Genomic DNA, 14,632 nt, shown 5'->3' with positions numbered 1-14,632 from the left:
CAGTTTCCTTCCGGATCAGGCGCGGCGGCCCGGTTGGCCCATCCACTGGTGCACCAGATCGATGGTCGGCAGCGTCGATGCCTCATCGCATTGCAGGACCAGCAGGTCGCCGGCCACGACTTGCGCGAGCGCGGCCTCGATGGCCTGGCGGCGCGTGCCTTCGTCGATGATCTTGGTCACGCGGCGGCCTTCGTAAAGGCCTTGCTTGAGCAGCGCGCGCGCTTCGGCATCGGGCAGGGCGCTGTTGACGGAGCGATCCTCGCACAGGAAGACGCGGTCGAAGGCGGCGCCCAGCACCTTGCCTTGCTTGACCATGTCTTCGTCGCGTCGCTGCACGCCGGCGCCATACACCACCACGCGCCGATCGCTCGGGAAGCGTTCCAGCGCGGCCACCAGCGCTTCCAGCGCCGGGGCATTGTGGGCGTCGTCGATCACCACGGTGGCGCCGTTGCGCTCGAACAGCGTGAAGCGGCCGGGCGCATCCACCTGGCCCACATCGAAGGTCACCACGCCAGCGCGGATCAGGTCGTTTGAGATGCCAAGAGCCCAGCCGGTGGCGACAGCCGCCAGCACGTTCTCGACCTGGAAGGCCACCCGGCCAGCATAAGTGAGAGGGATCGCCGCCACGTCGGTCAGCGGCGTCTCGCGGCTGCCGGTGGCGAGTACTACCTTGCCGTCGCGCACATAGACCGCGCGGCGTCCGGCCGCGCGATGCGCGGCAATGGCGGGGAGGTCCGCGGACAGGCCGAAGAAGATCACGTCGCCGTCGCACAGCTCCGCCATCTCCACCACCAGCGGGTCGCGCGCGTTGAGCACCGCCACGCCGCCGTCCAGCACCACGTCGACTTGCGTACGCAGCACGTTGTACATCTTCTCGACTTCTTCGACGTAGTACTGGCCGAGATGGTCGGGCACATCGATGTTGGTCACCACGCCGACCTGGCAGCGGTCGTAGGCGAGGCCTTCGGACAGGATGGCGCCGCTGTCGTTTTCGAGCACGGCGGCATCGACGGYGCGGTTCATCAGGATGCGATGGGCTGCGTCCCAGTTGGCGCGGTCGCCGCCCTGGACCTGGCGGCGGTCGAGATAGAGGCCGTCGCTGCAAGCCAGGCCGGTGTGCTTGCCGGAGAGTTGCAGCAGGCGCGCCACCAGCTTGGCCACCACGGTCTTGCCGTTGGTGCCGGTGATGCCGACCACCGGAATGCGGCCGTTGTCGTCGCCTTCGCCGGCCGGGAACAGGTGATCCACGACGGCACGGCCCACCGGGCGCGCTTCGCCGTTGGAGGGCTTGAGGTGCATCAGCAGGCCAGGGCCGGCATTGACCTCGACGATGGCGCCGCGCTGCTCGGCGAGCGGGCGCGAGATATCCTGCGCCACCAGGTCGACCCCGGCGATATCCAGGCCGACCACGCGGGCGGCCAGGGAGGCATGCGCGGCCACGCTGGGATGCACGCGGTCAGTCACGTCGAAGGCGACGTTGCCGTTGCGCTGGATCAGCACGTGCTTGCCTTCGGGCGGCACGGATGTGGCGTCGAAGCCCTGGCGCTTGAGCTCCAGGCGCGCGGCCGAATCCAGCCGGACCTTGTTGAGCGGGTGATCTTCGGTGCTGCCGCGGCGCGGATCGGAATTGATCTGCGACTCGATCAGCTCGTCGATGGTCGACTTGCCATCGCCGGTCACGCTGGCGGTCTCGCCCATGGCGGCGGCCACCAGGCGGCCGCCCACCACCAGCAGGCGGTGTTCGTTGCCCGGCACGAAGCGTTCGACGATGACGCCGCTGCCTTCGTCGATGGCCACGCCGTAGGCGGTCTCGACTTCCTCGCGGGTGGTCAGGTTGGTGAACACGCCGCGGCCATGGTTGCCGTCATAGGGCTTGACCACCACCGGCAGGCCGATGTCCTCGGCGGCGTCCCAGGCGTCGGCGGCACTTTCCACCAGCCGGCCTTCGGGCACGGGCACGCCGCATGACTCCAGCAGGCTCTTGGTCAGGTCCTTGTCGCGCGAGATGCTCTCGGCGATGGCGGCGGTGCGGTCGGTCTCGGCGGTCCAGATGCGGCGCTGGCGGCTGCCATAGCCGAGTTGCACCAGGTTGCCCTCCGACAGGCGCAGGGCAGGGATGTCGCGGTCGTCGGCAGCGTCGACGATGCAGGCGGTGCTCGGGCCCAGGCAGTGCTTGTCCACCAGGCGGCGCAGGTGGTCCACCGTCTCCTGGACGTCGTAGGGGCGGTCCTCGATGGCTGCCATCACGAGGTCGCGGGCGGCGAACAGGGCCGCACGGGTGACGTCCTCATGCCAGGCCCGCACGATCACCTTGTAGACACCGCGGATCGGGGTCTCGCGCGCCTTGCCGAAGCCGCCGGGCATGCCGGCGAGGTTTTGCAGCTCAAGCGTGACATGTTCCAGGATGTGGCCAGGCCACGTGCCTTCCTTGAGCCGCTGCAGGAAGCCGCCGCGCTCGCCGATACTGCAGCGATGCTCGATCAGCGAGGGCAGCCATGCCGACAGGCGCTCGTAGAACCCCGGAATCGTGTTGGAGGGAAAATCCTCCAGTTCCCCGATATCGACCCACGCCTCCAGCACAGGCCGATATGTCCACATATTCGGGCCGCGCAGCGACATGACATCGAAAATCTCAATGTCCTTCTTTTTCATTGATTTAGCTTGAGGCAGTGGGCGAGTGCCCGAGAAATAGAAGCCTAACCTTTCAGTAACGTTACAACGGTCAGCCGGTTGACTTTCTTGATTAAAAAGCGATTGTGCAGTGCATCAGGGACGCCCGTGTGTTTGGCCTTATGTATACTGCGGGCAAATCGGCGGGCCGCCATGGTGCGCCCGCCTTAAATTGTTTCAAGTTATGTCCATAGCCCAGGGACGCAGCATGCCGTACCAACGATGACCCAACCTTCCTTGCCCGTGATTGACAGCGACGCCCCGAACGAGCCGTGGCGTAACGAAATCGGCACCCGCCTGCAACCCGGCGAGGCCGTCCTGGCCTGGCTGGAAGTCGACCTAGACGCAAAGCTGCATTTTACCCAAGGCTGGGTACTTGTGACGGATCGTCGCTTGCTGGCGCGCATGCCGGGGCAAAAAGACTGGCAGGAATGGACGATCCAGCCCGGATTATCGCTGCATCACGCCGATCACGCCGGGGTTGGCACGCTTGAACTGCACGACAGTGGGCGATTACTGGCCACCTGGCGCTACACGCTCGGCCACAACCCGGCCGCGCTGCGCCTGATCGACCAGTTCCACGCGCAGTGCGACCTGTCCGGCTCGGGCCGGGGAGGGCTGGCCGAGGCCGATGTGGAGGCGGTCTGCCCGACCTGCAAGGCACCCCTGCCGCCGGACGACGACCAATGTCCGCAATGTAGCCGCGATCTGGAGACCCCGCCGTCGACCTGGGCGCTGCTGCGCCTGTGGCGCTTTGCCAGGCCGTACCGGTTCCAGTTGCTGGCCGGCTTCCTGCTGACCCTGCTGTCCACCGCCGCCACGCTGGTGCCGCCGTACCTGACCATGCCGTTGATGGACAACGTGCTGATCCCGTACCAGAACGGCCTGCCTATCGACTACAGCCGGGTCAAGCTGTACCTGGCCGGCCTGCTGGGCGCGGCGCTGGTGGCATGGAGCCTGGGCTGGGCGCGGACGTACCTGCTGGCGCGGGTGTCCGAGCGCATCGGCGCCGACCTGCGCACGACCACCTACGAACACTTGCTGCGCTTGTCGCTGGAGTACTTCGGCGGCAAGCGCACCGGCGACCTGATGGCCCGCATCGGCTCGGAAAGCGACCGCATCTGCGTGTTCCTGTCGCTGCACCTGCTGGATTTTGCCACCGATGTGCTGATGATCGTCATGACGGCGGCCATCCTGATCTCCATCAACCCGTGGCTGGCATTGGTCACCCTGGTGCCGCTGCCGTTCATCGCGTGGATGATCCATCTGGTGCGCGATCGTTTGCGCCACGGCTTCGAGAAGATCGACCGGATCTGGTCGGAGATCACCAACGTGCTGGCCGATACCATTCCCGGCATCCGCGTGGTCAAGGCCTTTGCCCAGGAGAAGCGCGAGGTTGAGCGTTTCCGCGAGGCCAACCGGCACAACCTGGCGATCAACGACCGCGTCAACGCCGTGTGGTCGCTGTTCACCCCGACCGTCACGCTGCTGACCGAGATCGGCCTGCTGGTGGTGTGGATCTTCGGCATCTGGCAGGTTTCGCACAACGCGATCACGGTCGGCGTGCTGGTGGCCTTCCTTACCTATATCAGCCGCTTCTACACCCGGCTGGATTCGATGAGCCGCATCGTCTCGGTCACGCAAAAGGCCGCCGCCGGTGCCAAGCGCATCTTCGATATCCTCGACCACGTATCGAGCGTGCCGGAGCCCGTGCGGCCGGCGCACCTGGAGCGCGTCGAAGGCGCCATCGAACTGCGCGACCTGGGTTTCCGCTACGGCAATCGCGCCGTGATCCGAGGGCTTAACCTGTCGATCAAGCCGGGCGAGATGATCGGCCTGGTGGGGCACAGCGGCTCCGGCAAGAGCACGCTGGTCAACCTGATCTGCCGCTTCTACGACGTCTCCGAAGGCGCAATCCGACTCGATGGCGTCGATATCCGTTCGCTGCCGGTGTCGGAATTCCGCAGCCATATCGGGCTGGTGCTGCAGGAGCCGTTCCTGTTCTTCGGCACGATTGCCGAGAACATTGCCTATGGCAAGCCGGGCGCCAGCCGCGAGGAGATCATCGCCGCCGCGCGGGCAGCCCACGCGCATGAGTTCATCCTCCGGCTGCCGCATGGCTACGATTCGCTGGTGGGCGAGCGAGGCCAGGCGCTGTCCGGCGGTGAGCGCCAGCGCATCTCGATTGCCCGCGCGCTACTGATCAATCCGCGCATCCTGATCATGGATGAAGCCACCTCCTCGGTCGATACCGCCACCGAGAAGGAAATCCAGAAGGCGCTGGACAACCTGGTGCAAGGCCGTACCACCATCGCCATCGCGCACCGCTTGTCCACGCTGCGCAAGGCGGATCGCCTGGTGGTGATGGACCGTGGACAGATTGTCGAAGTGGGCGGCCATGAGGAGTTGCTGGCGCGCGAAGGCGCCTACTACAAGCTCTACCAGGCGCAGGCCCGCAACGTTGACGCCGATGCCGAGGCGGATCTCGATGCTGCCGCCGCGGTCACCGTCACCGTGCAATAAGGAAGGGAGGCCCTATGCAACAAGTCGATTTCAAGCTCTCCCGCAATGCCTTTGGGCGCCTGGTGATGACCACGGCGGATGGGACCGTGCATGAGGGCGTAGTGCCCGTGCGCGCTTTCCCGATCGCCGCGCCGGACGATGGCGTCGGCATGATCAGCGCCGACGGCCGCGAACTGGCGTGGCTGCCTCGCCTGGACACCTTGCCGGTCTCCGTGCGCGAGATGATCGAGGCCGAACTGGCCAGCCGGGAATTCATGCCGGAGATCCGCCGGATCCGCTCGGTGTCGACCTATGCCACCCCCAGCACCTGGGATGTGGAGACCGACCGCGGCCGCACCTCGCTGGTACTGCGCGGCGAGGAAGACATCCGCCGCCTGGCTGGTTCCACGCTGCTGATCTCCGACAGCCACGGCATCCACTATCTGGTACGTAACCTGATGGGCCTGGACAAGGCCAGCCGCAAGCTGCTGGACCGTTTCCTCTAAGCCGCACGGGCGTGCCATTCAGGGCGCGATTGCCGCGCCCTGGCATCAGTGCTTGCCGGTGAAGAGGAAGCCCACCTCGCGATCGGCCCGCATCGCGAACAGATAGAGCTGGCCGGGGGTGGGCAGGCTATGCGTGGTGGTCGGATCGTAATAGGCCACGCCGCTCATGACGGTATTCGGATTGCGGCAGGGCGGGCCGCCCAGTGTAATGCTGACGTTGTAGACCTTGCCCTGGCGGCGCGGCGTGGCGCTGCCCGTAAAGCTGCAACCCGTGCCGCCGTCGACGGTGAACTTGCCGTTGGCATCGATATCCAGCCGCGCGAATCCCGGGCCAAGCCCGGTGGTATCGATCACCTCCGTCGCGCCGTAGTACGTTCCCTTCAACCCATCGGCCGTGGCGATGTAGTTGTAGTCCGTGCTGTAGGTGGTGTTGACCGTCGCGACGCTGCCGTTGCGGTAGTTGAGTTGCGCCTGCAGTGCCGTGCCTGGCGTGTAGGAAGCGGCCAGGTTCGCTGCCGTGAGGCTGTAGCCCACGTCCACCAGGTTGAAGTCCCGTCCGTTGTTGTTGGTGGTGAGCGCGCCATTGCCGGAACTATAGTTGCCGGTCACCACGCCGGACGGTACGTCCGGTACACCTGCCCTGGCGTAGAACGCGTAATAGACATTCTCGTCGAGGACCAGGATGTTGAACCGTTCGTTGGCGACGGTAGTGCCGGTGTAGATGCCCGTGCCCAGCGCATTGGTGTCCGGAGCCGGTGGAACCACCGGGACCGCCGGGACCGCCGGTTCAGCGGGGACAGTGGCCGGTGGGGTCCGTATGATCGCCAGTCCGCCATCGTTATCCCCCGATCCGCCGCAGCCCACGAGAACCAGCGCGAAGCCGGCTGCCCCAATCGTTCTTTTCATTTATACGTTGCCCGTTCCGGTGAACCCGGGCGGCGCTGGCGCCGCCTTCCGGTTGTCGAAAAAAAAAGTGGACTGTAACAGCTGATTACAAATTAATGCAGTAGACGGCAGAGGGGTGCCGCGGTGCTTGCGCGTTCCGAAATCGGCTGGCATCGGGTATATGCCTCGCGAAAAAGACGCCCGCACAGGAACTGGCGGGCGCTGGAGGGCAACTGATGGCCGGGAGGGTGATTCCCCCGACCTGGAAGGTCGCCTCCTGGGAGGCGATCTGACCAGATGATGCAGAGAATCATTGCCAATGTGAATCAGACGGCTCTTAATTTCGCAGAGAGGGTGCAAAAATTCTGGGCGAATACCGCGCGTATTCGCAAGACATGGCGGCTGCGGCAAGTCCGCGGCGGACAGTTGACATCGCTCCGAATGTCCATATAATGCGACGGATTACTCCGTTTATTACAATCATGGCCAGGACGAAGGACGAACAGCTTCACGCTCAGCGCCGGGACGACATCTTGCGGGCGGCCGCGCGCACCTTCAAGACGAAGGGATTCCACTCCGCGCGTACCGAGGACATCTGCGCCGAGGCTGGACTGAGCGCCGGGACCGTGTTCAGGCATTTCGGCAGCAAGCAGGAAATGATCATGGAGATTGCCGCCCGCGAGTTCGCGCGTTACCAGGGCGAGGTTCGCCAACTGGCGAGCAGGGAAGGGCTTGAATGGCTCGGCCAGGTAGATGCGGCAGGGCTGGCGGCGGTCCTCGCGCCCTCCGAGTACGACCTGGGCGCGGATAGCTGGCTGGAACTACAGCGCGATCCGGAATGGAACGAGAAGGTGCTGGCCTTTGACCGGGACTTGCGCCAGACCCTGACCATGGAGCTAGAACGGGGCCAGCGTGAGGGCTGGGTGCGAGCCTCGCTCGATGCGCGCGGCGCTACCAACCTGATCCTGGCCATGTTTTCCGGCCTGGGGTTCGACCGCGACACGGGCATCGAAATCGATATGCAGGCCACGGCCACCGCAATGGCGGATTTCTGCCGCGTCTATATCTTTGCCTGATCCCGCGGGACGGCCCACGTAACGGCAGCTGATTAAAGCGATATCACAGCATATGCAAGTATTCCTGGCATTTCTCAAAACCGGACGGATTACTCCGTTTATTATTGGATCACTCCTTCTCCTGGCTTGCGGTCATGCCAGGCCAGTGGGCATGGCGGGGCAGTGGACCTTCCTGGACGACGGCACGGTCATCGACATCCGACCGTGTCCGGACGTGCCGGGAAATGCCTGCGGCATGATCGTGCAGCCGCCCCGGGCCGCTTACCGGCGCAGCGAGGCAGAGCTCAATAAGTTGTGCGGCGCGGTGCTGGTCGATGGCCTAGTGCCGCAAGAGAGCAAGGATGGGGACGCGCCCATGCTGATTGGCCAGATCGCCGATCCCGAGACGCTGCTCGGTGGCACAGCCGTCAGCCGCCATCCGGTCGATATCAGCCAGGCTTCCGCGCACCGGGCGCTGGTCGAGGTGCGGGGCCCGCTCGGACTGGTGGTCGAGCGATACACCCTGATCCGCCGCATTGCCCCGGCGCCTCGTTGCGAGTGAGGCAGGCATGGTTTCCCTTGCTCGTGCCACCCTCGTCCATGAATGGCGGCGCTACCTCGCCGCCGTGCTCGCCATCACCTTCGCGGGCCTGCTGATCGTTGTGCAACTAGCGCTGCTGCTGGGGCTGTTCGGCTCGGTCGCGGCGGTAGTCGACAAATCCGGCGCCGAGCTGTGGATCGGCTTTCGCAACACGCAAAGTGTCGATCTCGGCCGGCCGCTGGGGCGCGGGAGCGATGCGCTTGCCTGGTCCCATTCCGGTGCCGGCAGGATCGAAGCCTATACCACCGCATACGGCGACCTGAGGCGCCCGGACGGGGTGCCGGTATCGGTGCTGCTCCACGCCATGGATGTGTCCGGTGCCGGGCTCGTTTTTTCGCGGCTGCTCACGCCGGCTGAGCGGACGCTGCTGCGCGAGCCCAATGCCATCATCATCGACGCTGCCGACATGCGCAAACTGGGCGCGCAGGTAGGCACCGCGGTTGAGATCAATGGCCGGCGGGCGCGCATCGCCGGYGTTGTCGAAGGCATACGCTCCGTCGGCGGCGTCAATGTACTGGCCTCGTTCGCGACCGCGCGATACCTCGCTCCGGAAACCGCCGAGCAGGCTGCCTTCTACCTGGTTCGGCTCAAGCCGGGATTCGATGCGCACAAGGTGGCCGCCGAGATCTCGGACAAGGCGCGATTCCCACGCTACAGCGTCTGGACGGCAGATACGCTTTCCACGCAGTCGCAGGCTTACTGGCTGCTCGAGTCGGGCTCGGGGATCGGCACCGGGTTTGCATCCCTGCTGGCCCTGGTGGTGGGCATGGTCATAACCAGCCAGACGCTTTCAGGCGCCATCCTGGCCTCGGTCAAGGAGTTCGCCGCGCTGCGCGCGCTAGGCGTACCGCACAAATCGCTGCGGGCCATCGTGGTTGAGCAGTCGCTCTGGGTCGGGGTGGCCGGCCTGTTCGCGACGGGGATATTCACGTTGCTGATCGCATGGCTGGGCGATGCCTTGCGGATTTCCATGCGGTTTCCCGCCTGGATGCTGGCAGGCGCCAGCGGGCTGCTGCTTGCGATCGCCATCGTTTCCGGGCTGCTCGCGCTAAGGCCGTTGGGCCGCGCCGAGCCGGCATCACTGCTTCGTTGAGGGGGAACCCATGCCCATCCAACCTTCACTCGCCAGTCGCGGCATCGCCAAGGCGTTCACGGTCGGCAAGATCACGCAGCAGGTGATCAAGGACAGCAGTCTCGAGATTTATCCGGCGGCGTTGACGCTGATTGTCGGGCCTTCGGGATCGGGCAAGAGCACGATGCTGTCGATGATGTCCGGACTGCTCAGGCCGGACACCGGCCAGGTCTTTGCACTGGACACCGAACTGTGGACGCTGGATGAAGCGGCGCTGGACCGGTTCCGGCTGGAGAACTGCGGCTTTGTCTTTCAGGGCTTCAACCTGTTCGGGGCGCTCACCGCGTTCGAGAACGTGCTGCTGCCCCTGCAGTACCTCGGCGCGCGTGGCGCAACGGCGGCTGCGCGAGCGCGGCGCGTGCTCGATGAAGTGGGGCTCGGCCATCGCAGCCACCTGCGGCCCGCCGAGCTTTCAGGGGGAGAGAAGCAGCGCGTGGCCATTGCCAGGGCGCTGGTCAAGAACCCCCGGCTGATCTTTGCCGATGAACCGACGTCAGCGCTGGACAAGACCAACGGAGAGATCGTGATCGACCTGCTCAAGAGGATCGCCGCCGAGCATGGCGCAACGGTGCTGGGAGTCACCCATGACCCCCGCCTCCTGTCGCATGCCGACCGCGTCATCGAGCTAGAGGACGGCATCGTCATCCGTGATCGGCGACAGCGTGGGCGGCCGTCTGCAAACAACCTCGCGCCAGAGGAGCGCAAACATGAATATGCATAGTCCGATTCGCCTGCCGAAGGCTTGCTGGCTCGTTGCCGCCGCGCTGTGGCTGGGCGCATGCGGCCATGAAACGCCAGGTGCGCCAACGTCCGCCCGGCATGGCGTCCCGGCGGGCGCGCTTGCCAGCGCCAAGGGGCGCGTGGACATCGAGGGCGGCCCGGTGCGCCTGGCCGCCAGGCGCGACGGCGTGATTGCCCGCGTCATGGTCGAGGAAGGCGATCGAGTGCGGGCTGGCCAGTTGCTGGCAACGCTGGACACGGAGATCGCGGTGCGCGGCCTCGCTCTGGCCCGCGCCGAAGTCGGGCAAGCCGTCCAGGAACGCAACAAGGCCCGCGTGGAACTCGGGGCTGCCGAGCGCGAGGCCAGGCGGCTGCAGCCGCTTGCCGATGACGAGACCATTCCGCGCCAGGAACTGGATCAGGCCAGGGACCGGCGCGCCAGCGCGGCGGTGGGCTTGCTTGCCGCCGAAGCCGCCATCGTCACGGCAGGCGCGAGGCACGCCATCGCTGAGCGCGAAGTGCAGGAGCGGTCCATCACGGCACCGCTCGACGGCCAGATCATCCAGCGGCAGGCGCGGCCCGGCAATGGCGTCAGCACGCTCAATGTCACGCCGCTCTTCCTGTTCGCCCCGGATGTTGGCCGCATCGTTCGTGCCGAACTGGAAGAGCAATACATCCCGGGCATCAAGACGGGAGGTCCGGCGGAAATCATCCTGGAGGCGGATCCCGCACGGCGGTGGCGCGGCAAGGTGCTGCGCGTTGGCAGAATCGTCGGGCAGCGAAGCGCGGGCGATGACCCCGCCGAAAAGCAGGACAACCGTGTCGTAGAAGTCGTCGTCGCGCTGGATGCGCAAGACTTGCTTATTGGCCAGCGCGTGGTGGTGCGCTTCCTGGCGAGCTGAGGAGGAACAGGATGCACCGAATCTGCATTGCCATGCTGGCGCTTTCGTTCCTGTTGGCCGGATGCGTRCCCGGCACGGTCTCGCCAACGCGTCCCGCGCCGCCAGCCCAGCGGTGGTCCGGCCTTGTCACCGAAGCGAGCGGGTTGCCCGATGCCGCCGAAGCGGCGCTGCCCGCCGATTGGTGGACAAGCCTCGGCGATCCCGTTCTGAACGGCCTGGTGGATGTCGCGCTCGACGACAGCCTGGACTTGCGGGCAGCGGCCGCGCGGGTCAGGCAGGCACACGCCTCGGTGGATGCCGCGCGTGCAAACAGGATGCCGCGCCTGGACCTGAACGTGAACGCGGAGCGGGGGCGTATCCAGCAATCCGCGTTCCGGGATGGCGAGGGCGGTCAATTTCGCGTGCCACCGTACCGGAGTTCGCACTTTGGCACGCAACTCGCCGCCAGCTACGAAATCGATCTGTTTGGCCGCCTGGCGCTTGCGCAGGGCGAGGCCGGTGCCCACGCCGATGCGACGCAGGCGGATCGCCGCGCGGTGCGGCAGTGGCTGATTCATGACGTCGTACGCACCTACGCCGATGTCCGTCTGGCCGACGCGCTACGCCAGGATTTGCTGCTGGATCTGCAGCTTGCCCGCAAGCTGACGGCGGACGAATCCGGTCGGCGCGAGGCTGGGCTCGCAACGTTGGCCGCCGTCCGGCATCGGGCCGATCTGGTGACGCAGCGGCAGCAGTCGTTGGTGCAGGTTGAACAAGATCGCCACGACGCCATCTCTCGCCTGGCGGTGCTGTTGGGTCGTGCGCCATCGGAACTGCAACTGGAGGCGCAGGACGGATATCTCGGCCGGATGGCGCTCACCGGGTCCCTGCGCGCCGACATGCCCGCTTCGGTGATCTCCAGCCGCCCCGATATCGATGCGGCATGGCACCGCGTAGTTGCCACCAGCATGGCCGCCGAGCGGATACGGCGCGAGCGCTACCCCACGCTCACGCTGACAGGCACGTCGGGGTTCCTGAGCGAGTCTCTGGGCCGGTGGCTCAGTGGCGATGCGCTTGGCTGGGCACTCGGATCCGCGGTACAGATGCCCTTGTTCGACGGGGGCAGGCTGCGGGCCCATGCCGCCCACGCGACCGCGACTGCCGAAGAGCAGGAAGCAGCTTACCGCAGGACGGTGCTGGCCGCGTTGGGCGAGGTGGAGGTCGCGCTCGGGGCCGTAGCCACCGCCAGCAGGCAGCGCGAAATCGCGGCAGCCGGTCTCGCACGGCGCGCGGCTGACCAAGCCGCGGCCAGGGCTTTGGTCGCGGCGGGGACAAGCGCGCGCGATGCCGCCCTACGGGCAGACATGGCATGGCTCGACGCGCGACGCGAGCTCACCGTGCGCCAGCACGAGGTGCTTGTCAGCTGGGCGTCGGCGCACAGGTCGCTGGGGCGGTAAGCGTCGCCCATTTCTTTAGTGCGATGCGAGATTCGCACTAACGCCATGGTTCCTGGTATCTCCGGATTATGGCGGCCGATTATAGGCAGTCCACCAAAAAGAAAAACCCCCGAAAGGCGTCGCGCCTTCGGGGGTTTGGGTAGTCCCGGGATTATCCGGGACTGAATATTGGTGGGCCGGCGTCAATCGAATAGATGCCGGAAAGTGGCCATGGTGGCCGATCTTGTTTTCAGATTGGTGAAAGTTACCCCCAAAGTTACCCCCAGGCGAGGCACGCTGCCCCCTCTCGCGAGGTTCAGTGCGACGCGCGCCCGCCGGTCGTACGGGCGGCGTCGGCCGATGTTGGATGGGCACAGCGGCCACATGGCGGAAGAAGCTAGCCGCAAAAAAGCTTGGTGACACTGGTGACAGGGTAGGGAATCGACCGGAAAGCCATGCCTGTCAACGGTTTCAGTGTCACCAACTATCTTTGTGTTTTTTGGTGACACACATATATTTTGGTGACAAAGTTGGTGACAACGCCAAAGCAGCCACGGTGGCATAAGGCTTTGCGGGCCGTTTCTTCCAGCAAACCCGCTTGGGGCTGTGGGGTTTGCTCTTCAGTGTCGATTGTGCTTGGCCGGTGGCGGGTTGCCCCCCTTCTGGAACTGGGCCTTCTCGCGCTCTTCCGGGACGCGGCGCGATGAGAATCGCCCCGTGCCGCCGCCCAACAGGCGCGGGATGCACTTGCTACAATCGGCCTCGCGGGGCCTAGGGTGGCCACCCGAACGCCGGAAACCTTCGCCGGCTGGCCTCGCATCCCCTGAAGGCGCATGGAGGGTGCGACATTGGATGAGATGGCGAGCCAGCAATTGGCTTGTTTCGATAGCTATGCCGAGCAGCGGCGACGGCGCGTAGAAGAGGGGCGCGCGCGGATCGTGGAGATCGATAGCCATTCGACCGCGCGTATGCATGATTGGATAGCCGCGCATGGTTCCAATACTTCCTTCGATGAGTATCTTGCCGAAGCGCAAGCTAGCCGAAGTCGGGCTGTTGCGGAGTTGCGTAGCGCCGATCCCATTGGGATGGGGGGGGCCTCGTTTCTTGCCACAGAATTGAGCCGGCAGCTAAGTGGCAGCACATATCGTGAGATCCAAGCGAGAGTTGAATTTGATTCGCTGCGCGTTAAAGCGCAGATGCGGGTCCTCGCCGATTTCACTGACCGCTATCAAAACCAAATGGCCGTAGCCGCGGCCTGGGCGAGCAAGTATGGCGCCGTGGCTGCCGTCACGAAGCGTCTTGCAGATTTGCCCCATTGGCCAAGCTTGGCCAACGCATCCGCGATGCTGGACTCCCTTGGGGTGAATGCGGCGGCGCTGTCCACCATGGGCCGTGCATTCGAGGCGCTATCGGCGCGCGGGGCAATGAAGGAAGCGAGCATTGCTGCATTGGGGCTTGGTAGCCATGGCCCGGCTATCCTTCGCCTTCCACGCGTCTCGGGACGCGATGCGGCGGAAGATGCAGGCGAGCGCCGTTCGCGCGAGCTGCRCCAGGTCGTTCTGGATGTCGAGGCAACGCCAGTACATGACGAACCATCGGAGGATGCACTTCGCAGACGCATCGTTATATCCGCGCTGCTTGAGCAAGTCCGTGAGTGCGGAAACCTGACGCCCGTCCTGGCGCTAAGGGGTAAGGGACAGCTAGCCGAGGGTGACTATTGGGAAGTGTTCGAACGTGCGGATGCCATGCTGCAGCAGCAGGCTGCGGAGATGAGGTTGAGGTCTGTACAGCTCCACCCGGCTGCAGAAGCGGAGCGGGCAGCGGCGTGGCGGGCGGCACCTAGCGGTGAGTTGCGTAGCCATGAAGCCAAGGCTGGGGATCGGGCCGCTGCAGCGCGGAAAGCGCGGAAGCAAACGAAGCAAGGCTATCTGGATCGCATTGCTTCGGACAAGCGAAAGGGGGTCAGCGTCATTGCGAGAGACTATGCATCCAGTCTGGCGGATGAGCTGGGCCTGACAGTCGGCTATGTTCGAGAGCTACGCGCTGAATTCCTGGGGGAGGACGCGCCGRAATAGCGTGGTTACTGTCGCAGTAGCTGTAATAGCCTAGACTAAATCTGACAGTGGTTGGTTATCCATGCCGCCGCACATCGGTGCGAAGGGCGTAGCCCAGAGTGCCAGTGTGCGGCGGAATCCACAAGGAGTCCGCCATGACTCAGGAACAGAAAGTCATCCGTGCCAAGGT

11 protein-coding genes are annotated in these 14,632 nt (G+C 65.2%); 9 read left to right on the top strand and 2 right to left on the bottom strand.

Annotated elements, in window-relative coordinates; translation table 11 throughout:
- Nucleotides 1–15: 15 nt before the first annotated feature.
- Nucleotides 16–2,652 carry a cyanophycin synthetase gene (gene cphA, locus AC1DN0_RS25140; RefSeq protein WP_477146087.1) on the bottom strand — a complete coding sequence of 879 codons (2,637 nt, stop codon included), beginning with the start codon at nucleotides 2,650–2,652 and terminating at the stop codon, nucleotides 16–18.
- 240 nt (nucleotides 2,653–2,892) lie between these two features.
- Between cphA and AC1DN0_RS25135 the strand changes: the two genes are divergently transcribed.
- Together AC1DN0_RS25135 and AC1DN0_RS25130 are read left to right on the top strand one after the other, a co-directional pair.
- Entirely contained in the window at nucleotides 2,893–5,193 is a 2,301-nt protein-coding gene (locus AC1DN0_RS25135) for a cyanophycin metabolism-associated ABC transporter (RefSeq protein ID WP_441631067.1), read from the top strand.
- A 14-nt stretch (nucleotides 5,194–5,207) separates the two neighbouring features.
- Nucleotides 5,208–5,678, top strand: a complete 471-nt coding sequence (locus AC1DN0_RS25130; RefSeq protein ID WP_441631065.1) for a cyanophycin metabolism-associated DUF1854 family protein — start codon at nucleotides 5,208–5,210, stop codon at nucleotides 5,676–5,678.
- 45 nt (nucleotides 5,679–5,723) lie between these two features.
- Here AC1DN0_RS25130 and AC1DN0_RS25125 read toward each other — a convergent pair whose 3' ends face one another.
- Nucleotides 5,724–6,584: a hypothetical protein gene (locus tag AC1DN0_RS25125; protein ID WP_441631063.1), complete on the bottom strand. Its 861-nt coding sequence runs from the start codon at nucleotides 6,582–6,584 to the stop codon at nucleotides 5,724–5,726.
- Nucleotides 6,585–7,045: 461 nt separating this feature from the next.
- Between AC1DN0_RS25125 and AC1DN0_RS25120 the strand changes: the two genes are divergently transcribed.
- The 7 genes from AC1DN0_RS25120 to AC1DN0_RS25090 all read left to right on the top strand — a co-directional run bounded on the left by AC1DN0_RS25120 (nucleotide 7,046) and on the right by AC1DN0_RS25090 (nucleotide 14,463).
- On the top strand, nucleotides 7,046–7,639 hold the full coding sequence (locus tag AC1DN0_RS25120; protein WP_441631061.1) for a TetR/AcrR family transcriptional regulator: 594 nt from the start codon (nucleotides 7,046–7,048) through the stop codon (nucleotides 7,637–7,639).
- 151 nt (nucleotides 7,640–7,790) lie between these two features.
- Nucleotides 7,791–8,180 carry a hypothetical protein gene (locus AC1DN0_RS25115; RefSeq protein WP_441631059.1) on the top strand — a complete coding sequence of 130 codons (390 nt, stop codon included), beginning with the start codon at nucleotides 7,791–7,793 and terminating at the stop codon, nucleotides 8,178–8,180.
- Between the two features lie 7 nt (nucleotides 8,181–8,187).
- A complete protein-coding gene (locus AC1DN0_RS25110) occupies nucleotides 8,188–9,312 on the top strand; it encodes an ABC transporter permease (RefSeq protein WP_441631057.1) in 1,125 nt (374 codons plus the stop codon).
- A 10-nt stretch (nucleotides 9,313–9,322) separates the two neighbouring features.
- Nucleotides 9,323–10,072, top strand: coding sequence for an ABC transporter ATP-binding protein (locus tag AC1DN0_RS25105; RefSeq protein ID WP_441631055.1), 750 nt, complete (start codon nucleotides 9,323–9,325; stop codon nucleotides 10,070–10,072).
- The gene (locus AC1DN0_RS25100) at nucleotides 10,059–10,973 is read left to right on the top strand and encodes an HlyD family secretion protein (RefSeq protein WP_477102615.1); all 915 of its coding nucleotides are present in this window, start codon (nucleotides 10,059–10,061) and stop codon (nucleotides 10,971–10,973) included. The genes AC1DN0_RS25105 and AC1DN0_RS25100 overlap by 14 nt, the downstream gene beginning before the upstream one ends.
- Nucleotides 10,974–10,984: 11 nt before the next feature.
- Nucleotides 10,985–12,409, top strand: a complete 1,425-nt coding sequence (locus AC1DN0_RS25095) for an efflux transporter outer membrane subunit (RefSeq protein WP_477146086.1) — start codon at nucleotides 10,985–10,987, stop codon at nucleotides 12,407–12,409.
- Nucleotides 12,410–13,236: 827 nt separating this feature from the next.
- Nucleotides 13,237–14,463, top strand: coding sequence for a hypothetical protein (locus AC1DN0_RS25090; protein WP_477146085.1), 1,227 nt, complete (start codon nucleotides 13,237–13,239; stop codon nucleotides 14,461–14,463).
- Nucleotides 14,464–14,632: the final 169 nt, after the last annotated feature.

The organism is Cupriavidus sp. 05N39 (assembly GCF_056397325.1).
The sequence above is the reverse complement of the archived record's forward strand: the minus strand, read 5'-3'. Positions and strand labels throughout refer to the sequence as shown.

What these genes read in the sequence shown, in the direction of transcription:
- AC1DN0_RS25135 (WP_441631067.1), top strand. Translation starts at nt 2,893, where the DNA reads ATGACCCAACCTTCCTTGCCCGTGATTGACAGCGACGCCCCGAACGAG.
- AC1DN0_RS25130 (WP_441631065.1), top strand. Translation starts at nt 5,208, where the DNA reads ATGCAACAAGTCGATTTCAAGCTCTCCCGCAATGCCTTTGGGCGCCTG.
- AC1DN0_RS25125 (WP_441631063.1), bottom strand. Translation starts at nt 6,584, where the DNA reads ATGAAAAGAACGATTGGGGCAGCCGGCTTCGCGCTGGTTCTCGTGGGC.
- AC1DN0_RS25120 (WP_441631061.1), top strand. Translation starts at nt 7,046, where the DNA reads ATGGCCAGGACGAAGGACGAACAGCTTCACGCTCAGCGCCGGGACGAC.
- AC1DN0_RS25115 (WP_441631059.1), top strand. Translation starts at nt 7,791, where the DNA reads ATGGCGGGGCAGTGGACCTTCCTGGACGACGGCACGGTCATCGACATC.
- AC1DN0_RS25105 (WP_441631055.1), top strand. Translation starts at nt 9,323, where the DNA reads ATGCCCATCCAACCTTCACTCGCCAGTCGCGGCATCGCCAAGGCGTTC.
- AC1DN0_RS25100 (WP_477102615.1), top strand. Translation starts at nt 10,059, where the DNA reads ATGAATATGCATAGTCCGATTCGCCTGCCGAAGGCTTGCTGGCTCGTT.